Source organism: Thermus neutrinimicus, assembly GCF_022760955.1.
Taxonomy (GTDB): domain Bacteria; phylum Deinococcota; class Deinococci; order Deinococcales; family Thermaceae; genus Thermus; species Thermus neutrinimicus.
The window spans coordinates 38467-62863 of record NZ_JAKTNU010000014.1 but is presented as its reverse complement, the minus strand read 5'-3'; the positions used below and the strand labels follow the sequence as shown (position 1 = coordinate 62863).

The window sequence follows — 24397 nt, the reverse complement described above, 5'->3', positions numbered from 1 at the left end:
GTTGGCCTTGCGGGCGTTAGGGGGAGTAGAGGTGGTTTTTTAGTGGGAGGGCACTTATCTACGCTCCTTACGAGGTGCCTGCTTGGGCTACCAAGTACGGTTATCGCCTCCTTAAGCATTAGAAACAGGGTATCTTTCCCTTTCGCTACCATCGCTTCTTGGTGGAAAAGCCATGAGGGTGGAAATCGCAATCCTGAGACGAAATTTAGGAGAGGATCCCTACTGGGCCAGGTATATCCTAGAGGCAAGTCCCCGGGACCGGGTGCTAGACCTTCTTATTAGGGTTAAGGGCGGCATAGACGGCACTTTGACCTTCCGTTACTCTTGCGGCCAGGGGGTCTGTGGTTCCGATGCCATGACCATCAACGGGCGGAACCGTTTGGCCTGCAAGACCCTGGTCGGGGATCTGGGCCCAAGGATACGGATAGAGCCCCTTAAGGCCCTGCCGCCCGTCAAGGATCTGGTGGTAGACATGGAGCCCTTCTTTACCAGTTACCGGGCGGTAAAGCCTTACCTTATCAACGGTGGGGCGCCGCCAGTTGGCGAGCGACTCCAGACCCCAAAAGAGCTGGCCCGGTATGAGGAGGGTACCCGTTGTATCCTCTGCGCTGCTTGCACCTCAAGCTGCCCTGTATACTGGGTTAATGGTCAGTACATCGGGCCTGCTGCCATTGTCCAAGCCCATCGTTTCCTCTTTGATTCCCGGGACCTGGGTTTTGCCGAGAGGGTTAGGGGCTGGCTGGGTGGAAGGAATGGGATATGGCGCTGCCGGAACGCCCATAACTGTACTGAGGCCTGCCCCAGGGGGATTGACGTAAACCGGTTGATCACCGAAGTAAAGAGGCGGATCTTGGAGGAGGCCAGCTAATGGAGCCCCAAGTGGTTGTTGTTGGGGGTGGATTTGCTGGCCTGGCGGCGGCCAGGGTTTTGGCCCAGTTCGGAATCCCCTACCTCCTCGTGGACGCCAGAAATCATCACCTGTTCCAGCCTCTTCTCTACCAAGTCGCTACCGGCTTTTTGGAGGCCCCCGCCGTTGCCCACCCTCTGCGGTCCCTGCTAAAGGGAGGCCGCTTCCTCCTAGCTCAGGTAGAGGCGGTAGACTTAAAGAAGCGCCACTTGCTGCTGACTGGTGGGGTAAAGTGTCCCTATCAGTACCTGGTCGTGGCTACGGGAAGCAAGCCTCACCACCTGGGAGTACCTGGGGTCACAGCCCATACCTACCCTTTGAAGACCCTCGAGGATGCCCTTAGAATCCGGTACGCTCTGCTTTCCTGCTTGGAAGAGGCCGCCCACAAAAGGGTTCCCTTCCGCGTCTTGGTGGTGGGAGGAGGACCGACAGGAGTGGAACTAGCCGGGGCGCTAGCGGAGTTCCTCCGCCACGTGCTTCCCCGGGACTATCCGGAGGTGCCTGGAGCAAGGGTGACCCTTTTGGAAGCGGGAGAGCGGCTCCTGCCCTCCTTTAACCTAGGCCTTTCCCGTTATGCCCTAAGGGCTTTGGAACATCTAGGGGTGGAGGTTCGACTTGAAGCGAAGGTGGCACACGTATCGGCCGGGTGGGTCCGCTTGCAGGGCGGGGACTTCGTGGCAGGGGACCTGATCCTGTGGGCAGTGGGGGTTAAGGGAAAGGCTCCTTTAGGGCTTCCTGTGGACCCCAAGGGGCGGGTTCCAACGGATCCTTTCCTGCGCCTTCCTGGGCACCCCGAGGTGTACGTGGTGGGGGACCTCAACGGCTTGCCCTGGCCGCAGCTAGCCCCCGTGGCCTTGCAGCAGGGGCGGCATGCTGCGCTCAACTTGGTGCGGGCCATGCAGGGGAAGGAGCCCTTGCCCTTTCATTACCGGGATCGTGGCCAGCTGGCGGTGATTGGGCGCCATCGGGCCGTGGCCCAGATGGGGAGGCTGGGGTTTTATGGCCTGCCCGCATGGCTCCTTTGGGCTTTGGTGCACCTTGCCGGGCTGGTGGGTTTCCGCAACCGGCTCCTGGTGCTTTTGGATTGGGCTTACACCTATTTCTTTAGGGAACCAGGGGTGCGGATCCTCCTGCAGGGACTGGCACCCGGCGGGCCACTTCATGAAAATTCCCTTATCCTTCCAGTTCCGCCTCGGAATGGGCCAGAAGAGCCGTCTTGAATCGCTGGACGATGCCTTCGGTGGGCCGGTTTTCCTTCAGGGCAGTGAGAAGCTCTGCCAAAAGCTCTCTTAGGAGCCGATGCTCCAGAAGCCGCTCCTTTAGCTTCCCCGGGGAAAGGGTGGGGTAGTAAAGGGCCTCCTCTTTGGCGATATGTTCCTCCAGCTTGCGGGCAAGAACCTCTGCCGCTTCCCTCGTGGGAAGGGCCTCGAGGAGGGCCAAAAAGCGCTCGTGGTCTTGGGCCAGGGTATCAGGGGAAACCCCCAGGGTCACGAGAAGGACCCTTGCCCCTTCGGCAGCCTTTAGGACAAGCCTTCCCCGGTGCAGGCGCGCTACCTTCCCCACCTCTACCTCCACCGCCTTTCTCCAGAAGAGAAGCCTTAACCCGCCCCGAAGGGGAGCCAGCAGGACGTCCTCACCCCTCCGGACCTCTATGGGGACCTCTACCCCAGGTTGCAGGTCCAGGATCTGGACTTTTCCCCCGGGGCGCACCAGCCGTTTGCCTTGAAAGATGGTAACCATAGGCATCCTTTCAAAACACCCCTCTTGCCAACTTGCTTTGTACCTCGGTGTGATCGGACTCGGTGGGTGGAGGAGCTACCACCTGGAAGAGGACCATCCTGGTGGTGGCTCGGATACCCCGCCGGATGCCTTGGGGCACCAAGGCCACGCTTCCGGGGCCAAGTTCCATTTCTCTTTCCCCAATTACTAGCCATCCTTTTCCCCTGAGGACTAAAAGCGCTAAGTCCACGCCAGGGGTATGCAAGGGAATAAACTGGCCAGGGAGAAAGGTGGTGAGTAAGGCTTTGAGGTGGGCCCCATCTCCCAAGACAACGGTGTTAAAGCGTTCTTTGTTGTAGTGCACAAGTTTCTCGTATTGGGCCTGAAAGAAATACCTGCCCATTGCCATGGTTTAATGGTGGGGCCAATATGGGTGTCCTGACCATGACCCAGGTCATGGGGGCTCCGGTGAAAGGATTCCGCAGCCAAGATAGCTTGAGCTAGTCCGGAGACTTTGATCCCTCGGGAAGAGGAGTGGCTAGTGTCACTTAATCAACCCCCTTAAAGCCTGGGGATCGGGAACCTCCACCCGCCTTCCCTTAAGCCGAATGAGGCCCTGACGGTACAGCTGGCCTAGGTTGCGGGAAACCGCCTCGGGCACGGTGCCCAAGAGGGCAGCGAGCTCCGGATTGGTGGGGAGGTGGAAGCCTTGGCCTTCCTCCGCCAGCTTCTGCAGGAGGAACTCGCAAAGCCTCTCCCGCACCTCGTGGAAGACCAGGCGGTCTAGGAGGTGCAGAAGCTGTCCCTGGCGGCGGGCCAGGTACCGGATCAGGGCCCGGGCTAAGGGAGGCCGGGAATCCACCAGCTGGAAAAAGCGTTCCTTGGGGATGGCCAGGACCTGGCTATCCTCCAGGGCCTCGGCGCTGGCGGGGTAGGTGGGCCGGTCCAGGAAGAGGGCCACCTCGGCCAGGACCCGTCCCGGGCCTTCCAGGTGGAGCACTACCTGCTTGCGCCCCTCGGGGTCCAGCTTGTACACCTTGATGAGGCCCCTCTCCACCACGAAGAGGGAGCGCACGGGCTCCCCCTCGAGGAAGAGCACCTGGCCCCGTTTGAGCCGCCTGGCCTGGGCTTCTTGCTCCAGGGCCGCAAGGTCCTCTGATGCCAGGTCGCGGAAGAGGGGAACCAGCCTGAGGTCCACCGCCTACCCCTTTAGGAGGGCCAAGCGCTTCTGCGCATCCTCCAGGAAGGGCTCCAGCTTCAAGGCCCGGGCGTAGGCTTCCTTGGCCACCTCCAAGTAGCCCAAAGCCTCGGCCAACTCCCCCAGGCGCAGGAGGCCGGAGAGGGCCCGGTCCTGTAGGTAGTTTCTTTCCGCCTCCGCCCACTCCCCATAAGGATCGTCCCCGAAAAGAGGGCCTTTGTAGAGCTCCAGGGCCTGCCGCAGGGTTTTGAAGGCGGAGAGCCCGTCCTCGAGGTCGGCCTTGCGCATGAGCTCCTCAAAGCGCTCAAAGTCCAGGAAGCGGTCTTCGGGGAGTTTCAGGCGATAGTACTCGCCTTCCCGCTCCACAATGCCGGGCAGGGTTTTACGCAGGTGGTAGACCAGGGTGTAAAGCTCCTGCCTGGCCTTTTCCGGGGGCAGGTGAGGGCAAAGGGTTTCGCAGAGCTCGTCCACGTAAAGAGCCCGGTCCTTGTTGGCCAGAAAGTACTTGAAAAGCTGGTACGCTCCACCCCGCCCGAAGCTTTTGGGGGTGAGCTCCTTCCCCCGATACCGCAGGCGGAACTGCCCTAGGGCGTAAACTTCCAGCTCCGGGGAGCTGGCCTTTTCCTGGCTGCTGGAGGGAAAGAGAAAGGGAACCGCCAGCCTGGAGAACCACAGGGCAGGGGCTGCCGGGCGGGTGGCGGGCTTGGGGGGACGGGCGTGGAATAGGGTGACCATGGCCACCACCTCCCCCCGGGCCCAAAGGGGCAGGCAGGTCCTGGGGCGCCCCTGGGCTTCGGGGCAGTCGGGAAGCCCATTCTTGTAGCCCACCACCACCCCTTTCCAGGCGGGGCAGTCCCGCATGGCGCAGGCGGGAACCATACCCATCTCCCACCGCTCCCCGCCACGGGCCACCACCCGGACCCCGGTAGCCTGGGTGAGGTGCCGGATCTCCTTTAGGAAGGATAACCGGGCCTCAGAGACCTCGCCCCGGTAAAGGTGTTGGTGGAGGGCCTGTAGGCCCACCTCTCCCAGCCGGGTAAGAAGGGTATACAGGGTGCTGGCGAAGAGGGGGCCGATGCGGGAGAGGGTTTCCAAAGGGTCCTGGTGGTCCAGCTTCGGATCGCGGGAGGCCAGGTTCAGGACCCCGATGAGCCCTTGGGGAAGCTCCAGGGGGTAGCAAATATACGTTTGATAGCCCAGCCGCTTTACCTTTTGGCGCAGATATCGGGGATCTTCCCCCAAGGTGTGGGTGAAGAGGGGTTCCCGCTTCAAGGCCACGATGCCGGGGTAGCCTTCCCCCAGCTGGAACCAAGGCCTTTCCAGAAAGGCCTCGCGGTGAAGGCCCTCGTAGGCTGTAAGGATCAGGTGGTGCTCCTCGGGGTCCACCAGGAATAGCTCGGCGGCCTCCATACCCAAGGCCAGGCGCAGGGCTCTTAGGAAGTCCTCCAGGGCCTCGGGGAACCGCTCGGGGCTTTGCAGGAGGTGCTGGGTGAGGTGGGAGAGCTCCAGAAGCAGGTCGGGGGGTTCGGCCCGTTCGGGATAGAGTTCCACCAGAAAACCCTCCTTTTCCCGGTAGCCCTGGCAGCGGAGGCGCCTGCCTTGCAGAAGGAGGGGGGTGCTGGCCCGGTAAGCTCCCCGCTTGAGCTCCCGCTGCACCGGGCAGCGGGAACAAAGGGGACGGCCAAAGGGATCCTGCCCCTGGATCAGAAGGGCACAGGGAAGGCCGCTTCCCTCCAGGCCCAAGGAGGGGTCGGCCTCGAGGACCGTGGCTAGCCCGTTGGGGTCTAGCCTTAGCCGGGCCAGGGGTTTCATCGCCTCCCCAGTGTATACCCCCTTCAGGTAGGACATATGTCCCGAGCCGTGCCAGTCCGCGCAAGGCCAACCGGTCATCCTAGCCCTTGGAGGTGAGGATGAAGGGCAAACGCTTCTTTCCCCTGGCCTTGCTCCTGGCCCTATCCCTGGCTTTGGCCCAGGATGGGAAGGCCCTTTACGGCCAGCACTGCGCTGCTTGCCATGGCGCAGAGGGGCAGGGTATCCCCGGGGCCATTCCCCCCTTGGCGGGGAACCCCAAGGTACAGGACGAGGCCTATGTGGTGAAGGTAGTGCGGGAAGGGCTTTCTGGCCCGCTGGAGGTGAACGGGGTGGCCTACAGCGGGGTCATGCCCCCCATGCCCCAGGTGTCCGAGGCCGAGGCCCGGGCCATCGCCCAGCATCTAAAGGGTTTAGCGGGTGCGCAAGCCGAGGCCCAAGCGCCCGCGCCTCAGGTCCAAGGGGATCCCGCTTTGGGCCGGGCCCTTTATCTGGGCCAGAAGGCCCTGCAAAACGGCGGGGCGCCCTGCCAGGCCTGCCACACGGTGGCGGGGGCGGGCTTCCTGGGTGGGGGTTCCATGGGCAAGGACCTCACGGATGCCGCCAAGCGCCTGGGGGGCGAGGCGGGGCTTACGGCCCTCTTGCAGAATCCCGCTTTCCCCGTGATGCGGGAAGCCTACAAGGGAAAGGCCCTCACCGAGGTGGAGGCGGCGGCGCTGGCCGCCTTCTTGGCCCAGGTGTCCAACGAGGTGCCCAGGCCCGCTTCCCTGTATCTGGGTCGGTTCTTGTTGGCGGGATTGGTCCTCTTGGGACTCTTGTTACTTTACCAGGCCATCCTCTGGCAGCTTAGGCCCAAGAGCCTGGCGGAACGTATCCAGAGCCAGCTTAGGAGGTAAACATGAAGGGTTGGATCAAGGAAATAGAGAGCCCGGCGGAAAGGAAGTGGGAGGAGTTTTACCGCAACCGTTTCCAACACGATAAGCGGGTGCGCACCACCCACGGGGTGAACTGCACGGGTTCTTGCTCCTGGGAGGTTTTCGTCAAGGACGGCGTGGTCACCTGGGAGCTTCAGGCCACGGATTACCCGAGCCTCGAGGCCGGCCTTCCCCCCTACGAGCCCAGGGGTTGCCAGCGGGGCATCAGCTTCAGCTGGTACCTCTATAGCCCCATCCGGGTGAAGTACCCCTACGCCAAGGGGGCCCTTCTGGACCTCTGGCGGGAAGCCAAGAAACAGCACCCTGACCCCGTGGCCGCCTGGGAGGCCATCCAGAACGATCCCCATAAGCGCAAGCGCTACCAGAAGGCCCGCGGTAAAGGGGGTTTCAGGCGGGCCAGCTGGGATGAGGTCCTGGAACTCATCGCCGCCGCCGTGGTTTCCACGGTGAAGCGCTATGGCCCCGATAGGGTCATCGGTTTCTCCCCCATCCCCGCCATGAGCCAGATCTCCTACGCCGCCGGAAGCCGCTTCCTCTCCCTTTTGGGCGGCGTGCCCATGAGCTTCTACGACTGGTACTGCGACCTGCCCAACGCCTCCCCCGAGATTTGGGGAGAACAGACGGATGTCCACGAGTCCGCCGACTGGTACAACGCCCGTTTCATCGCGGTGATGGGCTCCAACCTCAACATGACCCGTACCCCCGACACCCACTTCATCTCCGAGGTGCGGCATGCAGGGGCCAAGCTCACCGTCTTCAGCCCCGACTTCTCCCAGGTTTCCAAGTACGCCGACTGGTGGATCCCCATTAACCCCGGCCAGGATGGGGCCTTCTGGATGGCGGTGAACCACGTCCTGCTCAAGGAGTACTACGCCGAGCGGGAGGTGCCCTACTTCCTGGACTACCTGAAGCGGTACACCGACGCTCCCCTCCTGATCGAGATTCGGGATGGCCGCCCCGGGCGTTACCTCAGGGCCAACCGCCTTTCGGAATACGCCGAGGAGGAGAACGGGGACTTCAAGCTCCTCCTCTGGGATGAGGAAAGGGGTCCCAGGATGCCCGGGGGGACCATCGGCTTCCGCTGGCAGAAGGAGAAGGGCAAGTGGAACCTGAAGTTGGAAGACCCCAGAACCGGCGAGCCCTTAAACCCCCGCCTAAGCCTCCTGGGGGTGGAGGACGAGGTCCTGCTTCTGGAGTTTGACGATTTCTCCTCCGACCAAAAGCGCAAGCGGGGCGTGCCCGTCAAGTACGTGGTGACGGGGGACGGGGAAAAGGTGGCGGTGGCCACAGTCTTTGACCTCCTCATGGCCCAGTTCGGGGTGGGGCGGGGCCTTCCGGGGGATTACCCCAGGGATTACGGGGATGACCTGCCCTACACCCCCGCCTGGCAGGAGAAGTGGACCGGGATCCACCGGGATACCCTTCTCAAGTACGCCCGCTCCTGGGCGGAAAACGGCCTCAAGACCAAGGGGAAGAACCTCATCATCATCGGGGCGGGCGTCAACCACTGGTACCACAACAACCTCATGTACCGGGCGGGGATTGTGGCCCTCATGCTCACGGGGAGCGTGGGGGTGAACGGCGGGGGCCTGGCCCACTATGTGGGGCAGGAGAAGCTGGCCAACCAGGCCTCCTGGGGCCCCATTGCCTTCGCCACCGACTGGGGCTACCCCCCCAGGCAGCAGAACACCCCCAGCTTCCACTACGTCCACTCAGACCAGTGGCGCTACGAGCGGGGTTTTTCCGCCTACGACAAGACGGCGGCAGGCCTAACGGACCACACCGTGGACCACCAGGTGCGGGCGGTGCGCAAAGGGTGGCTCCCCTTCTTCCCCCAGTTCAACAAGAGCCCCTTGGAGGTGGTCAAGGAGGCGGAGGCCCGGGGAGCCAAGACCGAGGCGGAGATCGTCCAGTACGTGGTTGAGGCCCTTAAGCGGGGAGAGCTGCGGTTCGCGGTGGAGGACCCCGATGCCCCCGAGAACTGGCCCAGGGTCTGGTTCATCTGGCGGGGGAACGCCATCGGCACCAGCGCCAAGGGGCACGAGTACTTCCTGAAGCACTACCTGGGCACCCACACCAACACCATCGCCGAGGAGAGGGCGGAGGGCCAGGTACAGGAGGTGGTCTACCGCAAGCCCGCCCCCGAGGGGAAGCTGGATCTGGTGGTGGACCTCAACTTCCGCATGGATACCAGCGCCCTCTACTCCGACATCGTCCTTCCCGCCGCCACCTGGTACGAGAAGGACGACATCAACACCACCGACATGCACACCTTCATCAACCCCTTGCAGGCGGCGGTGCCCCCCGCTTGGGAGTCCAAGCCGGACTGGGAGATCTTTAAGGCCATCGCCAAGAAGGTTTCCGAACTGGCCCGCCTCCACCTGCCCACCCCGGTGAAGGACCTGGTCATGATCCCCTTACAGCACGACACCCCGGACGAGCTGGCCCAGGCCGAGGACCGGGACTGGAAGAAAGGGGAAGTGGAGCCCATCCCCGGCAAGACCATGCCCAAGTTCCGGGTGGTGGAGCGGGACTACACCGCGCTCTACGAGAAGATGGTCACCCTGGGGCCGGTGGTGGAGAAGGTGGGGGTGGGGATGCACGGCCTTACCATCCCCGTGGAGGACTTCTACAAGGAGCTTGCCGAGCGCCAGCCCCGGTTCTTCCAGGGGGAGAAGCGGCCGAGCCTCGAGGAGGCCCGCCAGGTGGCCGAGGCCATCCTCTTCCTGGACCCGGTTTCCAACGGGGAGCTGGCCTACCGGGCCTTCCTGGACGAGGAGAAGAAGACCGGGGTCAGGCTGACCGATCTGGCCGAGGGCAACCGCCATGTGCGCATCTCCTTTAAGGACCTGGTGGCCCAGCCCCGCCGCCAGCTCACCACCCCCACCTGGAGCGCCATCATCAACCAGGGCCGGGCCTATAGCCCCTACACCTTAAACGTGGAGCGCCTCATCCCCTGGCGGACGCTTACGGGCAGGCAGCACTTCTACCTGGACCACCCCAACTACCTGGCCTTCGGCGAACACCTGCCCACCTACAAGCCCCGGCCGGATGTCCTCATGCTCCAGGAAACGGAGAAGAGCGCCAAGGAGGCCCAGGGCAAGCTCCTCAACTACATCACCCCTCACGGGAAGTGGTCCATCCACTCCACCTACTCGGAGAACCACCGCATGATGACCCTCTCCCGGGGAGGCTACCCGGTCTGGCTCAACGACAAGGATGCGGCGGAGCTGGGCATACGGGACAACGACTGGGTGGAGCTTTTCAACGACAACGGGGTCTTCGTGCAAAGGGCCATCGTCTCTGCCCGCATCCCCAGGGGAACCGTCTTCGTCTACCACGCCACCGAGCGCACGGTGAGCATCCCCAAAAGCCCCTTAAGGGGCAAGCGGGCCGGGATGAACAACTCCATCACCCGGGCCCGCCTCAAGCCCGTTTTGATGTCCGGCGGCTACGCCCAGTTCACCTACGCCTTCAACTACTGGGGGCCGGTGGGGGTGAACCGGGACACCTGGGTCTTCGTGCGCAAGCTGGAGCGGCCCCCGGAGTGGTGAGAAAGGAGGAAGGCCATGAAGGTTAGAGCCCACATGTCCATGCTCTTCCATCTGGACAAGTGCATCGGTTGCCACACCTGCTCCATCGCCTGCAAGAACCTCTGGACGGACCGCAAGGGTGCGGAGTACATGTGGTGGAACAACGTGGAGACCCGGCCCGGGGCCGGTTACCCCACGGGTTGGGAGGACCAGGAGCGCTTCCGGGGGGGCTGGGAGTACAAGGATGGCCACTTGGATCTCCGCCTGCACTCCCGCACCCAGGGGCTTTTACGCCTCTTCTTCAACCCCGCCTTGCCCTCCCTGGACGACTACTACGAGCCCTACACCTTCCGCTATAACGACCTCTTTACCAGCCCGGAAGGGGAGGACCAGCCCACGGCGGTGCCTGTCTCCATGATCACCGGGGAGGTGATGACCCCGGGGGCCGGTCCCAACTGGGACGACGACCTTGGGGGAAGCCCCCTCTATGCCGCCAATGACCCCAACCTAAAGGGCCTGGACCCCGAGGTTCGGGCCCAGCTCTCCGAGATCGAGGGGGTGGTCTTCCAGTACCTGCCCCGCATCTGCAACCACTGCCTGAACCCAGCTTGCGTGGCCGCCTGTCCCACCGGGGCCATCTACAAGCGGGCAGAGGACGGGGTGGTGTTGGTCAACGAGAACAAGTGCAAGGCTTGGCGGATGTGCGTGGCCGCCTGTCCCTACAAGAAGGTCTACTACAACTGGGCCACGGGGAAGAGCGAGAAGTGCATCCTCTGCTTCCCCCGGTTGGAAACCGGCCAGGCCCCGGCCTGCGCCCATTCCTGCGTGGGGCGGATCCGCTACATGGGGGTGCTCCTTTACGATGCCGACCGCATCCCTGAGGCGGCCATGGTGCCCGACGACCGGCTGGTGGAGTCCCAGCTTGGGATCATCCTGGATCCCTTTGACCCTGAGGTCATCGCCGCCGCCAAGGCCGAGGGGATTGATGACGGCTGGATCAAGGCGGCCCAGAACTCCCCCATCTACAAGTTCGTGAAGGTTTGGGGGCTGGCCTTCCCCCTGCACCCCGAGTACCGCACCCTGGCCATGATGTTCTACGTCCCGCCCCTTTCCCCGGTGGTGTCCACCCTGGAGAAGGCCTTAAGGGTTAGCCAGGGGAGGGAGGGCCTGGTGCGGTTGGACATTCCCGAAACCGACCTGGACTTTGAGGTCTACGAAAGCCTGGAAAAGGCAAGGATGCCGGTGAGGTACCTGGCCAACCTCTTCACTGCCGGCAACGAAAGCCTCATCGTGCCCGCCCTTAAGAAGATGCTGGCGGTGCGCATACTGAAAAGGCAGGAAAGCCTAGAAGGCGGCGTGACGGAGAAGGCCCAGAAGGTCTTGCGGGATGCGGGGCTCACCCTCGAGGAGGCCGAGGCCATCTACCGCCTCACCACCCTCCCCACCTTGGAGGAGCGCTTCGTGTTGCCCCCCTACCACCGGGAGATGGCGGCCGAGGTCTGGAAGGACCCCTTGGCCCACAAGGGGGAGACGGGCTTCGGCTACATCCAGCCGCCCTTGAGGGGGGAGTAGGAGGAAGCCATGGGCAACGGCACCCTTTTGGAAACCTTGGCCCTGGCCCTGGACTACCCCATGCCGGGGCGCCTGGAGGAGCTCTGGCGGCGCTGGATCGGCTGCCCCCGTGGGCCTGCCAAGCAGAAGCTGGAGCGCTTCCTGCGCCAGGTGGAGGAGCTTTCCCTGGGGGAGTGGGAGGAGCTCTACACCCGCACCCTGGACCTCACCCCCACCACCGCCCCCTATGTGGGCTTTGCCGTCTACGGGGAAAGCTACCAGCGGGGGGAGCTTTTGGCCGCCTTGGTGCGGGCCTTTCGGGAGATCAACCTGGACCCGGGGAGCGAGCTTCCCGACCACTTGGCCAACGTCCTCCGCTACCTGGCCCGCTCGGAAAACCCCCTTCCCGAGCTCGTGGAGATCCTGCCCAAGGCCCTCCAAGAGATGCACAAGACCCTCAAGACCCTGGACGCCAAGAATCCCTACCTCCTGGTCCTCGAGGGGGTCCAGGAGGCCTTGCAGGGAGTGTTGGCAGGGAGGTGAAGGATGAACTGGAACACCCTTCTCTTCGGCGTCTTCCCCTACATCGCCCTCACCTTGGCGGTGGCGGTCACCGCCTACCGCATGGTCTATAGGCCCTTTTCCGTCTCCGCCCAGTCCAGCCAGCTTCTGGAGCAAAAGCGCCTCTTTTTCGGCTCCGTGGCCATGCACTGGGGATTGGTCCTGGTCCTTTTGGGCCACCTTCTGGCCCTTTTGCTTCCCAAAGGGCTTCTCCTTTGGAACGCTGTGCCCCTGAGGCTTTACCTCTTGGAAATCACTGGCCTTGGCCTTGGTCTTTGGGCCTTGGTGGGAACCTGGGTGCTCCTCACCCGCAGGATCTCCGTGGCCCGGGTGCGGGCAGCATCCACCTCCATGGACTATGTGGTCCTGGTGGTGATCTTTGTGTCCGCTCTTTCCGGGGTCCTCACCGCCCTTTTCTACCGCTTTGGGAGCTACTGGTTCCCCGCGGTCATGACCCCTTACCTCTGGTCCATCCTAACCCTCCAGCCTAGGCCGGAACTCATCGCCGACCTGCCCTTTTGGACCCAGCTTCACGTCTTTAACTTCTGGGTCTTCCTGGCGGCCTTCCCCTTCTCCCGGCTGGTCCACATCATCACCGTGCCCTTGGGCTACGTCTTGAGGCCTTGGCAGATCGTCATCTGGGTGCGCAAGCTGGCGAGGTGAGCTATGGTCCAAGACCCCGTTCAGCTGGAGAAAGAGCGTCCCGAACGGCTTCGGGTCCTTTGGCTTTCCACCATCGGCTTCACGGTGATGTTTGCCGTGTGGCTGATGTTCGGGGTGCTGGGGGTGCCCATCCGCCAGGAGTTCGGCCTCACGGATGTCCAGCTTTCCTGGCTCTCGGCGGTGGCCATCCTGAATGGCTCCCTGTGGCGGCTATTGGCCGGCATCCTCACCGACCGGTACGGGGGGCGGTTGGTTTTCACCCTTATGCTCTTCTTCACCGCCATCCCCGCCTATCTGGTGTCCCGGGCGGGAAGCTACCAGGAGCTTCTCCTTTACGCCTTCCTGGTGGGCTTTGCCGGCAACTCCTTCAGCGTGGGCATCGCCTGGAACTCCGCCTGGTTCCCTAAGGAGCAGCAGGGCTTTGCCCTGGGGCTCTTTGGCGCAGGCAACGTGGGGGCCAGCGTCACCAAGTTCATCGGCCCCGCCCTCATCGCCAGCATCCCGCCAGCGGGCTACCTGGGGGGGCTGATCCCCGGGGGCTGGCGCTTCGTCCCCTTCCTCTATGCGGTGCTTCTGGTGCTCATGGGCTTTCTCATGTGGTTCGGCACCCCCAGACAGGATAAGCGCCCGGGCCAGGGAAGGCCCTTCCTGGAGATGTTAAGGCCGCTTAGGTACGTGAGGGTCTGGCGCTTCAGCCTTTACTACGTGGTGGTCTTCGGGGCATATGTGGCCCTAAGCGCCTGGCTCCCCAAGTACTACGTGGATGTCTTTGGCCTACCCCTGCACGAGGCGGCCCTCCTTACTGCCCTCTTCATCTTCCCCGCAAGCCTCTTAAGGCCCCTTGGCGGCTACTTTTCCGACCGCTTCGGGGCCCGGCGGGTCATGTACTGGACCTTCGGCATCATCCTCCTGGCCTCGGGGGTTCTCATGATGCCGGAGGGGCACATCGTCCTCTACACCAAGCAGGGGACTAAGGAGGTCATGCAGTTCACCATGAATGTTTGGCTCTTTACCGCTTTGGTCTTTCTGATCGGCGTGGGGATGGGCGTGGGTAAGGCCGCGGTCTACAAGCACATCCCCACCTACTTCCCCAAGGACGTGGGGGCGGTGGGAGGGTTGGTGGGCATGCTGGGGGCTTTGGGAGGGTTTTTCCTGCCTCCCCTTTTCGCCTATGCCCAGGCCTGGACCGGCCTACCCCAGATGACCTTCTTTGTCCTCTTCCTCCTCACGGCCATCAGCTTCCTTTGGATGCACATAACCGTGCTCCAACTCCTGCAGCAGGAGGCCAAGCACCTTAGGAACGAGTTTGAACTGAAAGGAGACCGTCCATGCTGAAGGTAGCTAAGGGTACCTGGATCCCCGAGTGGAACCCCGAGGATCCCAAGCGCTGGGATCCCGCCTTGGCCTGGCGCACCCTGTGGATCACCACCTTCAACCTCACCCTGGCCTTCATTACCTGGTTCGTGGTGAGCGCCTTGGTGGTGCGGCTTCCCAAGGTGGGGTTTGAGCTTTCCACCCTGCAGCTCTTCTGGCTGACCGCCATGCCGGGGTTGGCGGGGGGAACCTTGCGCATCGTCTGGACCTTCCTGCCCCCCATCCTGGGTACCCGCCACCTGGTGACCTTTTCCACCCTGCTTTTGCTCATCCCCTTACTGGGTTGGGGCTTTGCCGTACAGAACACGAATACCCCCTACTGGGTCCTCCTCCTTCTGGCCTTTTTGGCGGGGATCGGCGGGGGGAACTTCTCCGGTTTCATGCCCTCCACCAGCTACTTCTTCCCCAAGCGCCTTCAAGGGACGGCCCTGGGTTTGCAGGCGGGGATCGGCAACTTCGGGGTTTCCGTGGTCCAGTTCGTGACCCCCTGGGTCATCGGCTTCGCCCTCTTCGGCTCCCTCCTGGGGGGTCCTCAGACCTTCACCCCTAAGCCCGGGGTGTCCCAGCCCATCTGGCTGCAAAACGCCACCTTCATCTGGGTGCCTTTTGTAGTTTTGGGGACGATAATGGCCTGGGTTTACTTGCGAAGCGTGCCCGTTCGCGCTAACCTTCGCGAGCAGTTTGATATCTTCCGCGACAAGCACACCTGGATCATGACCAGCCTCTACATCATGACCTTCGGCTCCTTCTCCGGGTTTTCCGCCATCTTTCCCCTTCTGATCCGGGAGGTCTACGGGAAGTTTGACGGGGCCCCAGACCCCTTGAGGTATGCCTTTCTGGGCCCGTTGGTGGGTTCCTTGGCCCGCGTCATCGCCGGGCCCATATCCGATCGCTTTGGCGGGGCCATCGTCACCCATGTCTCTGCCATCGGCATCTTTCTTTCCGCCCTGCTGGTCACCCTCTTCACCCGGCCCACCTCCTTGGAACAGTTTCCCCTCTTTGTCCTTTCCATGCTCCTGGTTTTCTTCTTCAGCGGGGTGGGGAACGCCAGCACCTTCAAGCAGATGCCCATGATCTTCCCGCCCAGGCAGGCGGGAGGGGTCATCGGCTGGACCGCGGCTATTGCCGCCTATGGACCCTTCATCTTTTCCACCCTTGCCGGCTACACCCAGAAGGCCACGGGGGGTTTCACCGCTTTCTTCTATGGCCTCATGGTCTTCTACGCCTTGAATCTCTTCTTGAACTGGTACTACTACGCCCGCAAGGGGGCGGAGAAGCCCTGCTGAGTGCGGGGCCTAAGCAAGGTCCTTCCCCAGATGGGATAGGGATAGCGCCCGGGCAAGGGCACCCTTGCCCGGGCCTTTCCTTGACCCAGGTCATGGCGGATGGGGAAAAGGTGGGGGAGGCTTAAGCCATGGAGCTGGATGTGCGCACCCTACCCCCACGGGAACGGCACCCCAGGATTTTTGCCTTGTTTGACAGCCTAATGGCAGGGGAGAGCTTTGTCCTGGTCAACGACCACGATCCCAAGCCCCTTTACTATCAGCTCATGGCGGAAAGGCCTGGGCAGGTGGAGTGGGCTTACCTGGAGGAGGGGCCGGAGGTATGGCGGGTGAGGATTGGGAAGAGGTAGTTCGGCCCGAGATGAAGGTGGCCGAGGTCTTGAGGCGCTGGCCAGAGCTCCTCGAGGTCCTGGTGGAGGCGAGCCCCGCCTTCCAGAAGCTCAAAAACCCCCTCCTGCGCAGGACCATGCCCAATCTGGTCACCGTGGCCCAGGCGGCCAGGATCGGCGGGCTGGAGCCGGAGGAGCTGGTGGCCCGCCTCAACCGGGCCCTGGGGGTGGAGGCCAGGCCGGAGGCGCCGGCCGCCAGGGAAGGGGAAAGCCTCCTTGGTACCCCACCTCCTCCCTGGCTATCCGCTCCCGTGGGCTTTCACCTGGACGTGCGGCCCATTCTGGAGCAGGGAGGAGAGCCCTTCCAGGCCATCATGGCGGCGGCCCTGGAGGTGGGACCCGGGAAGAAGCTGGTTTTGGAGGTGCTCTTTGAGCCCATCCCCCTTTACAAGGTGTTGGGAAAGAAGGGCTTTTTGGCCTGGTGCGAGCAGCTTGGGGAAAAGCACTACCGGGTGCACTTTTACCGCCAGGAGGTTAGGGAAGAGGAGGGGGTGGTAGCTGGCCCCGCCCCCTTAGGTGAGGCGGACTGGGAAAGCTACCAGGCGGAGGTCTCCATTGAGGAGAACCTCGAGCCCCCCCTGCCCATGATGCGGGTCCTGGAGGCTTTGGGGAGGCTAAAGCCCGGGGAGAAGCTCCTGGTCCACCACGTGCGGAGGCCGGTGCACCTCCTGGCCCGCCTGGAGGAGGAGGGGCACGCCTACCTTCTCAAGGACCTGGGCCCGGGGCAGGTGAAGATCCTGATCCGAAAAGGAGGGTAGGCCTCTTAGGACCATGGGTTTCTGGCATTTCCTCTTCGTCCGGGCGGCCCTTTTGTACCTCATCTACAACGCCCTCCTAGGGACCCTCTTTTACCTTTTCCCCCACATGGTGGGGCCCTTCCGCTCCTCCCATGTGCACGCGGGGCTGGTGGGCTTTTTCCTGCAGATGGTGATGGGGGTGGCCTACTGGATGATGCCCAGGCCGGGGGGCCTGAGGCAGGATCGCCTTGAGGGGCTTACCTTCGTTCTTCTCAACGCCGGCCTGCTTCTTAGGCTCGTCCTCGAGCCCCTCCACTTCCTGGGCCAAGAGGGCCTACGCCCTTGGCTTGCGGTGTCCGGTGGGCTTCAGCTCCTGGCCATCTTGGTCTTTGCCTTCGCCATGCACAGGCGGGTGGTCACGGGGGATATGCTGAGGAAAATGCGGGAGGAAAGGGAAAGGAGGGGAGGGTGAAAAGGGTGGTGTTGCGCGAGGAAGCCCTTGTCCTGGACCTGCCGCCTTTGCCCGAGGAGGTCTTTGCCGACCTTCTTGCCTTTGGCGGCCTAGGGGAGGAGGAGAAACGGACCATGCGCCTGGACGCGGAGAGGCTTTTGGAGGGGGCCGCTTCCTTTGTGGCCGGGGTTTACGACCACTTGGGCCGCCACCCCGGCACCGCCCGGGCCCTGGGCTGGGAGGGTAGGGTGCCGGAGGAGGAGCTTTACCTTAGGCGGGCCTTTTTCTCCGCTTGGCTGGCCCGCGCCATCGGGGTGGACACCTCGGCGGAGTTTGCCCGGGAGGTGTACCGGGCAGGGCTCTGGCATGGGGGCTTGGGCCCCAAGGGAGCCATGATCCCCCCCGAGTACGTGGGCCTTTCCTTTGCCCAGGTGGGGCGGTATGTGGCGGAGAGGGTGCGGGATGTGCGCCCCTGGCTCGTCTACCTCTCTGCCCAGGAGGAGGTGATGCGGAAAGGGTTTGACGCCGCCCTTGCCCTTAGGGAGGGGAAGGCGGCGGTGCGCTTCCAGGCCTTGGGCCTGGCCCACCCCGCCTTGCCCAGGCCCCTTTCCTTGCGGGCGGGAAGCGTGGGGGAGGCTCTCCTTAAGGCCTTTGCCGTGAACCCCGCCCTAAGGGATCTCGCCCTCGAGGCCCTGGCTTCCGAGGAGGAGGTGGGGCTTTGGTTGGAGCCCAAGACCCTCTGGCGCCTCAGGCCCCGCTGGACGGTGCTTTTAAACGGCCGGGATGTGCGCTACCTGGAGGGCCTGGCTACCCCTTTAGGGGAGGGGAGCCTTCTCACCCTTCTGCCCCCGGGCCGCTGAGGGGGCTTTGACCTAGGTCATGGTCAATCCCGAGCGGCTAGGTCAGTATTAAGCCGATGTTGGTCACCGCCCATAACCGCGTGATCCCCCTCTCCATCCCCGGGGGTTTCGTCTTCCTGGGGGAGGCCTTTTTCCTAACGGCAAGCCTCCTATTTGCCCTTCACCCTGAGGCCCTGTTCATACCCCGCCACCCTTGGGGTTTGGCCATGGCCCACCTATTCCTTTTGGGCTTTGGGGTGGGGGTGCTCCTGGGGGCCCTGCACCAGCTCTTACCCGTGGTCCTCGAGGCGCCCCTGTACCGCCCGGAGTGGGGGTATCCGGTGATGGTCCTTTGGGGCTTAGGGGTGGGGCTACTGGCCTGGGGCTTTGTTCAGACTCCCTCCTTGGTCCCAGTAGGTGGAGGCTTGACGCTTTTGGCCCTCCTCTTTTTCGCCTACCATGCTTACCTCACCTTTCGCCAGGCTCCCCGCTGGAACCGGGTGGCCACCGCCTTGGCCTGGGTGGTCTTCTACCTGGTCCTCACCCCCTTTTTAGGGCTTTTCCAGGCACTTTCCCAGCGCTATGGCCTTTACGATCCGGAAAGGCTCGCCTGGCACCTCCTTGCGGGCCTAGGCGGGGTTTTCCTCCTTTCCATCCTGGGCGTGGGGTACAAGCTCCTTTCCATGTTCACCCTCACCCACGGGGTGGATGAGCGGGTCCTGGGGCTCCTTCTTTGGGCGGCCAACCTGGGGCTTCTGGGTCTGACCATGGGGGAGAGGCTGGGCTACCTCCTCCTCCTCCTTTCCTACGCCCTTGCCCTCTACGACACCTGGCGTATCCTCAAAAATCGCATGAAAAGGGCCTTGGATATCGGGGTGCGGCACTACCTGCTGGGGCTTTTCTTCCTGGGGATTTCCCTTCTGGTTCTGCCCTTTAACCCCATTTGGGCTGCTCTTTGGTTTGCCTTGGGCTTCGTGGGGCTGGTGGTGACGGGGATGCTCTACAAGATCCTGCCCTTCCTGGTCTGGACCCACCGGTATGCCCCAAGGGCCGGGAAGGAAAAGGTGCCCCTGCTTAAGGAGATGCTCCCGGAGAGGGCCGGGTATGGGGCGGGGGCCTTGCTGGCCCTAGGGGCGCTTCTTCTTCCCTTCCTTCCCTGGGCGGGGTGGATCTACCTCGCCGGGGTTTTTCCCCATGTTTATGCCCTTTGGGAGGTGATGCGGCGATGAACCCATTGGAGGAACAGGCGTGGAACCTTTTGCGGACGGTCTACGACCCGGAGCTGGGCCTGGATGTGGTCAACCTGGGGCTTATCTACGAGCTAAAGGTGGAACCCCCCAGGGCCTACGTGCGCATGACCCTCACCACCCCGGGCTGCCCCCTGCACGACAGCATGGGGGATGCCGTGCGCCAGGCCTTAAGCCGCATCCCGGGAATAGAGGAGGTGGAGGTGGAGCTCACCTTTGAACCCCCCTGGACCCCAGCCCGGCTTTCCGAGGAGGCCAAAAGGCTTCTGGGCTGGATCTAAGGAAGAGGGGGTTCTTCCCCGGCCACCTCCTTCAGGGTATAGGCGGTGGGGTTTCGCCCCACTATAGGGGCTTGGGCCTGCCCAAAAGGTACCCCTGTCCGAAGGGAAAGCCCAGGTGTTTAAGGTAGGCCAAGACCGCCTCATCTTCTATGCCCTCCGCGATGGCCCTAAGCCCCAGGGCTTGGGCCAGGGCCAGGACGGCGGCCACCATCCGGGCGGCGGGGCCTTGGGGGTCTGGGGGGTTGCCCAGGCGCTGGGTGAAGGCCTGACCCAGCTTGACCCCATCCACGGGAAGCTCAGCCAGACGTTCCAGGCTGGAGTACCCCGAGCCAAAGTCATCCAAGAAGATGCCTACCCCCAGCTCCCGCAGGGCCCAGAGGGCTTGGCTGGCGTCCCGCCCTCTTTCGTCGGGGATTAGGGTGCTTTCCGTGATCTCCAGGACCAGGTTGGCCGGTGGACACGAGGTAGCTTCCAGGGCCTCGGCCACCCGGAAAGCATAGGTGGGGTCCAGGAGCTCCTGGGGGCTTACGTTCACATGGACCTTGAGGCCGTGGAGGGCCTGGTCCTGGCAGGCTTGGCGAAGGACCCAGCGGCCTAACTCGGGCATGAGGCGGTGGCGTTCCGCCAGGGGGATGAACACGGAAGGCGGAGCCAGGCGCCAGCGCAGGAGGGCCTCGAGGGCCACCCTTTGCCCCGTGGAAAGGTCCACGATGGGCTGATAGGCCAGGTGAAGCCCCTTCCCCTGTTCCAGGTCCTCCCGCAGGGCCTCGAGGAGGCCGATTTCCCGCTTCAGCTCCTCCTGTAGCTGAGGTTCAAAGAAGGATAGGCGGTTCTTCCCCTCCCCCTTGGCTTGGTACAAGGCCAGGTCGGCCCGTTTAAGGAGCTCGCCAGGGGAAAGGCCAGGTTCCCCCATGGCGATGCCTATGGAGGTGGAAAGATGGTAGGTGCGCTCCCCCACCGGGCAGGGTAGGCGGGCCACCTCCAGGAGCCTTTCGGCCACCCGCATGGCCTCTATAGGCGACCTGAGATTGGTGAGAAGCACCAAAAACTCGTCCCCCCCTTGCCGGGCCACCAGGTCCCGGGGGCGAAGGGCGGCCCGGAAGCGGGCGGCCATGACCCTGAGCACCTCGTCCCCGGCGGCGTGGCCATCCAGGTCGTTCACCAGCTTCAGCCCATCCAGGTCTAGGCACATGACGGCCAGGTCCTCGGCCCCCTCCTTCAGGGCCTGGGCCAGTTTCTCCAGGAAGAACAGGCGGTTGGGAAGACCTGTTAACGGGTCGTGGTAGGCCAGGTGTTGGATCTGACTCTCCAGCTCCATCCTCCGGAGGAGGACGCCCAGCTGGCTGGCAAAAGCCTGGGCCAGCTCCAGGTCCAAAGGGGTGAAGGCATCCTCCTGTTCAAAGTTGTCCAGGTACAAGAAGGCCTTCCGCTCCCCCGCCAGGTACACGGGCACGGAGAGGATGGCCTTGATTTCCCGCACCCTGCCGGCTTCCTCCATCACCCTGCGCCGTGTTTCGTCCAGGCGGGCGTTGAAGCGCTCCAGGTCCTTCCAGGTGAAGACCTGGGCCTCCTTGTGGCCGGTGAGGGAAAGGGGTTCTTCAGGGCGCAGGCAGACCTGGCGGAGGGCCTCCAGGTCGTAACCCTGTGCCGCCAGGAAGTGGTAGCAGCCGTCCTCCATGAGCACGGTGACGCTTCCCGCCTGGGCCGTGGGGATGGTGTCCAAGGCCGCCTCGAGGATCAGCCCAAACAGGGAATCGGAGAGCCCCTCGGCCATCAGGGTCTCGTAAACCCTAAGGAGGTTCCGACGGAAGGTGTTCCAGCGGGTTTCCCGTGCCCGGGCCTGTTCCCGCTCCGTCACATCCACCCCTAGGGCGAGAACCTCCAGCACCTCTGCCCCGGGCCCCGGTACCGCCAGCAGGATCCATTCCACCGCTTGGCCTTCCTGGCTGAGGAAGGTTCGGGGCCTGCCCGGGACGCTGAGCGCCTCGGCCACGGGCAGGGAAACCCCCTGGGGAAAGGCCCGCTTCAGGCTGGGGTTGGCGTAGAGGAGCCGGCCTTCCTTGTCCAAGCGGGCCAGGTAGAGGGGTGCGGCCTCCAGGAGGTGCCCAAGTCCCTGGGTTCGCTCCCAGAGTTCCATGGCAAGGGCCAGGACCTCGGCCACGGCGCGTAGAAAGGCTTCTTCCTCGGCGGGGAACTCCCTTTCCCGCCGGCAGTCGTCCACCCCTAAAAACCCCCAGAGCCTTCCCTCCACCCAGATGGGCACCACCAGGAGGCTCTGGATGTTCTGGGCCTCCAGCAGGGGCCGCTCCTCCTCGGGGAAGGAACGCACTGGGCCTGCCACCGCCCGGTCTTGCAGGAAAAGGTTCAGCCAGCGCCCATAGCCTGCTTCCCGCATGGGGAGGTTTTGCAGGGCGGGGTTGTGCAGCTGGGGGGTGGTATCGGGCCCCGCCCACTCCGAAAGCTGGCTGGTGTACCAGATGCCCTGGCGCTCCTCGAGGCGGAAGAGGTAGGCCCGCTGGGCCAAAAGGGCCCGGCCCACCGCCTCCAAGGCCTGCGGGAGCCCGTTCAGCCCCTTTCGCAGGAGGGGAAGAAGGGCTTGGAAAAGACCGAGGCCCCAGTTACCGTCCATGGCTAAGCTAGGTCCAGTATACCGCTCCTTGGCGTAGGTTCAACCCACCATGACCTGGCCCCGGGCCTTGGCCTCGTACATGCGGGTATCGGCCGCAGAGAGGAGCTCGTCCTGGGTGGTCCCGTCCTCAGGGTAGCTGGCCACGCCGATATTCACCCCCAAGCAGAGCCCGTCAAAGCAGAGGCCCTGGATGGCCTTGGCGTAGCGAAGGGCTGCCGCCACGGCCCCCCTCTTTGGGGTATGGGGGAAGATGGCGGCAAACTCATCCCCGCCCCAGCGGAAGAGGCGGTCGCCGTTGCGCCTTTCCCTTTCCATAACCTCGGCCACCCTGATGAGGGCCAGGTCCCCCACGGCATGCCCAAGCCGGTCGTTCACCGCCTTGAAGCCCCTTAGGTCCAAGACCGCCAGGGAAAGGGGATGGCCGTAGCGCTCGGCCCGCTTGAGCTCTTCTTGGAGGAAGCGCTCAAAGGCCCGACGGTTTCCAAGCCCCGTGAGGGGATCGGTGAGGGCGGCCTCCTCCAAAAGCTTCCGGGCACGCACCTCGTGGAGGAGGGTGGCCAGGGGGGCAGCGAAGAAGCGGGCAACTTCCAGGGAGTCCTGGCCGAAGGCCTTAGGGTCGTGCAGGCTGTCCAGGTTTAGGTAGGCCAGGACCTCCCCCTTGTAGGGGATGGGCAGGCAAAGGTTGGCCTTAATCTCCAGAGCTTTGCCCGCGGTGTCGATCACCTCTGGGGGAGCCGTCTGGTGGCTGATCTCCGCGATGGGCTTTTCCTCTTGGCTTAGGATGCGGGGCTCGCCCTGGCGGGCCTTGTGGGGCCCTAGGCCGTACCAGAGGAGCTGGTCCTCCTGGAGGAAGGCTACCGCCCGTAGGCCTTCCAGGTCATAGCCCATGGCAGCCTTGTACCGGTAGGCCCCATCCTCCCACACCAGCAGGCTTCCCGTCTCCGAACCGGGTACCTGGCGAATGGCCTCTTCCAGCACGCGGGGGTACAACTCCTCTGGAGGTTTTTCCAAAAACTCCAGGAAAAGACGGTTGACCGCCTCGTGCCGGGCCTTTTCCTGTAAGCGCTCCAGGCCAAGGCCCAGGGTGCGGCAAGCCATGAGGAGAAGCTCTATCTCCGCCTTGCGCCAAAGGCGCTTTGCCCTCTCTCCCACCACCAACACCCACCGGCTCCTCGGGGCTCCGGGGGTGAGGATGGGGAGGGCGGCCAGGGTATCCCAACCCAGGGCCTTCAGGGGGGGTATGGCCCCGGGTTCCTCGGTGTAACGGGCGGTGAAGAGGGGGCTTGAAGTCTGGTACACCTTCCAGGCCAGGCCTTGGCCGTAGGGAAGGCCTTCCTCCAGCACCTGGAGGAGGCTGGGCTCGTTCACCCCGTGGTGCGCGAGGGCCTTCATGCGCCCCCCTTGGGCCTGCCAGAGGGTTCCCGCCTCTAACCCTAGGGTTTGCAAAAGGAGGTGCAGGGCCTTCTCCCCGGCTTCCTCCAAGGTGCGGGCGCTGTGCAGGCGCTCGGAAAGCCCTGCCAGGAGGCGGCGTTCCTCCAGGTCGGCCAGCCGGTCCAGCTCTAGGCTCACCGCTTGGGCAAAGCGCACGAGCCCCTCCACCTCCTCCGGGGCGAAGGGATGGGGGCGTTCCAGGTTGAGCACGGCCACCACCTCGCCTCGCTCCCAAAGGGGCAGGGCCAGCTCGGAGAGGACCTTTAGGTGGGGAGCGGCGATGTAGCCTGGCTCCTTCCGCACGTCGGGCACGTGGACGGGTTGCCCTTCCCGGAGGGCCCGGCCCAGCACCCCCGTGGCCGGGACTTCCTCCAGCTCCAAGGGAGGGACGCTGGCCAGGAGGCGGAAACCTTGGCCGGTGGGAACCCAGACCCCCACGTGCCCCCCGGTTCCCAGGGCGGCGAGGCGTTCTGGGAGGCTTTGTAAAAGGGCGTGGCGGTTTTCCGCTTGGGGCAGGGCCTCGAGGGCCTCGGCCAGGTAGCGCTGGCTTTTGGCCAAGGCCTTGGCCCGGCGGTGAGCCTTTCGCAGGCTTTCCCCGATAGCGTGGGCCAGCCAGGCGGAAAGGAGGAGGATGGCCAGGGCCATGGGGTGAAAGCCGGGAAAGAGGAGGAGAAGCCCGGTGGAGAGCAAAGCCGCCAGCAACCCCAAGGGAAGCCCGTACACGCTGGCGGTGCTGGCGGTGAGGATCATGAACCAGGGGAGGATGTAGGGGTCTGGATAGCCCAAAACCCCTGCCAGGAGCCCCAGGAGGAGGGAGCCCAAGGCGATCACGGGGTAGGGCAGAGGCATGTTTGCCCTAG

The 24397-nt window shown here is 63.8% G+C and carries 21 protein-coding genes; 15 read left to right on the top strand and 6 right to left on the bottom strand.

The genetic code is table 11. From position 1 onward, the window contains the following. Window positions 1–172: 172 nt before the first annotated feature. A complete protein-coding gene (locus tag L0C59_RS08740) occupies window positions 173–868 on the top strand; it encodes a succinate dehydrogenase iron-sulfur subunit (RefSeq protein ID WP_243090973.1) in 696 nt (231 codons plus the stop codon). A gap of 59 nt (window positions 869–927) precedes the next feature. Continuing rightward, on the top strand, window positions 928–2127 hold the full coding sequence (locus L0C59_RS08735) for an NAD(P)/FAD-dependent oxidoreductase (RefSeq protein ID WP_341474748.1): 1200 nt from the start codon (window positions 928–930) through the stop codon (window positions 2125–2127). Here the strand turns inward: L0C59_RS08735 and L0C59_RS08730 are convergent. From L0C59_RS08730 to L0C59_RS08720, 4 genes are all read right to left on the bottom strand, one after another. After that, complete coding sequence (locus L0C59_RS08730) at window positions 2081–2647, bottom strand: hemerythrin domain-containing protein (RefSeq protein WP_243090971.1); 567 nt, start codon at window positions 2645–2647, stop codon at window positions 2081–2083. The two genes, L0C59_RS08735 and L0C59_RS08730, sit on opposite strands and share 47 nt — an antisense overlap. Before the next feature lie 10 nt (window positions 2648–2657). Beyond that, window positions 2658–3029 (bottom strand): cupin domain-containing protein, encoded by a 372-nt coding sequence (locus L0C59_RS11245; RefSeq protein WP_423247929.1) that lies wholly within the window; start codon window positions 3027–3029, stop codon window positions 2658–2660. Between the two features lie 141 nt (window positions 3030–3170). Continuing rightward, entirely contained in the window at window positions 3171–3824 is a 654-nt protein-coding gene (locus tag L0C59_RS08725) for a Crp/Fnr family transcriptional regulator (RefSeq protein ID WP_243090970.1), read from the bottom strand. A 3-nt stretch (window positions 3825–3827) separates the two neighbouring features. Continuing rightward, window positions 3828–5636, bottom strand: a complete 1809-nt coding sequence (locus L0C59_RS08720) for an AfsR/SARP family transcriptional regulator (protein WP_243090969.1) — start codon at window positions 5634–5636, stop codon at window positions 3828–3830. A gap of 98 nt (window positions 5637–5734) precedes the next feature. Here L0C59_RS08720 and L0C59_RS08715 point away from each other — a divergent pair, with 98 nt between their 5' ends. The 13 genes from L0C59_RS08715 to L0C59_RS08655 all read left to right on the top strand — a co-directional run bounded on the left by L0C59_RS08715 (window position 5735) and on the right by L0C59_RS08655 (window position 19477). Next, a complete protein-coding gene (locus tag L0C59_RS08715; RefSeq protein WP_243090968.1) occupies window positions 5735–6529 on the top strand; it encodes a c-type cytochrome in 795 nt (264 codons plus the stop codon). A 2-nt stretch (window positions 6530–6531) separates the two neighbouring features. After that, entirely contained in the window at window positions 6532–10122 is a 3591-nt protein-coding gene (locus tag L0C59_RS08710) for a nitrate reductase subunit alpha (protein ID WP_243090967.1), read from the top strand. Window positions 10123–10137: 15 nt separating this feature from the next. Continuing rightward, a complete protein-coding gene (gene narH / locus L0C59_RS08705; RefSeq protein ID WP_243090966.1) occupies window positions 10138–11673 on the top strand; it encodes a nitrate reductase subunit beta in 1536 nt (511 codons plus the stop codon). A gap of 9 nt (window positions 11674–11682) precedes the next feature. Then, window positions 11683–12195 (top strand): nitrate reductase molybdenum cofactor assembly chaperone, encoded by a 513-nt coding sequence (locus L0C59_RS08700; RefSeq protein ID WP_243090965.1) that lies wholly within the window; start codon window positions 11683–11685, stop codon window positions 12193–12195. A 3-nt stretch (window positions 12196–12198) separates the two neighbouring features. Further along, window positions 12199–12876, top strand: coding sequence for a respiratory nitrate reductase subunit gamma (gene narI, locus L0C59_RS08695; RefSeq protein ID WP_243090964.1), 678 nt, complete (start codon window positions 12199–12201; stop codon window positions 12874–12876). Between the two features lie 3 nt (window positions 12877–12879). Further along, on the top strand, window positions 12880–14211 hold the full coding sequence (locus tag L0C59_RS08690) for an MFS transporter (protein WP_243090963.1): 1332 nt from the start codon (window positions 12880–12882) through the stop codon (window positions 14209–14211). Next, window positions 14205–15536 (top strand): MFS transporter, encoded by a 1332-nt coding sequence (locus L0C59_RS08685; protein WP_243090962.1) that lies wholly within the window; start codon window positions 14205–14207, stop codon window positions 15534–15536. The genes L0C59_RS08690 and L0C59_RS08685 overlap by 7 nt, the downstream gene beginning before the upstream one ends. A gap of 128 nt (window positions 15537–15664) precedes the next feature. Next, the gene (locus L0C59_RS08680; RefSeq protein WP_243090961.1) at window positions 15665–15883 is read left to right on the top strand and encodes a DUF2249 domain-containing protein; all 219 of its coding nucleotides are present in this window, start codon (window positions 15665–15667) and stop codon (window positions 15881–15883) included. Continuing rightward, on the top strand, window positions 15856–16680 hold the full coding sequence (locus L0C59_RS08675) for a DUF2249 domain-containing protein (protein ID WP_243090960.1): 825 nt from the start codon (window positions 15856–15858) through the stop codon (window positions 16678–16680). The genes L0C59_RS08680 and L0C59_RS08675 overlap by 28 nt, the downstream gene beginning before the upstream one ends. A 13-nt stretch (window positions 16681–16693) precedes the next feature. Continuing rightward, the gene (locus L0C59_RS08670; protein ID WP_243090959.1) at window positions 16694–17131 is read left to right on the top strand and encodes a hypothetical protein; all 438 of its coding nucleotides are present in this window, start codon (window positions 16694–16696) and stop codon (window positions 17129–17131) included. Then, window positions 17128–17970 (top strand): protoglobin domain-containing protein, encoded by an 843-nt coding sequence (locus tag L0C59_RS08665; RefSeq protein WP_243090958.1) that lies wholly within the window; start codon window positions 17128–17130, stop codon window positions 17968–17970. Before L0C59_RS08670 ends, L0C59_RS08665 begins: the two co-directional genes overlap by 4 nt. A 56-nt stretch (window positions 17971–18026) precedes the next feature. Continuing rightward, window positions 18027–19178: a hypothetical protein gene (locus L0C59_RS08660; RefSeq protein ID WP_243090957.1), complete on the top strand. Its 1152-nt coding sequence runs from the start codon at window positions 18027–18029 to the stop codon at window positions 19176–19178. Next, window positions 19175–19477, top strand: a complete 303-nt coding sequence (locus tag L0C59_RS08655; RefSeq protein WP_243090956.1) for a metal-sulfur cluster assembly factor — start codon at window positions 19175–19177, stop codon at window positions 19475–19477. Before L0C59_RS08660 ends, L0C59_RS08655 begins: the two co-directional genes overlap by 4 nt. A 61-nt stretch (window positions 19478–19538) precedes the next feature. On the opposite strand, the gene L0C59_RS08650 is transcribed toward L0C59_RS08655, so the two are convergent. Both L0C59_RS08650 and L0C59_RS08645 read right to left on the bottom strand, forming a co-directional pair. Further along, window positions 19539–22106, bottom strand: coding sequence for a bifunctional diguanylate cyclase/phosphodiesterase (locus L0C59_RS08650; protein ID WP_243090955.1), 2568 nt, complete (start codon window positions 22104–22106; stop codon window positions 19539–19541). Window positions 22107–22145: 39 nt separating this feature from the next. After that, window positions 22146–24386: a sensor domain-containing diguanylate cyclase gene (locus L0C59_RS08645; protein WP_243090954.1), complete on the bottom strand. Its 2241-nt coding sequence runs from the start codon at window positions 24384–24386 to the stop codon at window positions 22146–22148. Window positions 24387–24397: the final 11 nt, after the last annotated feature.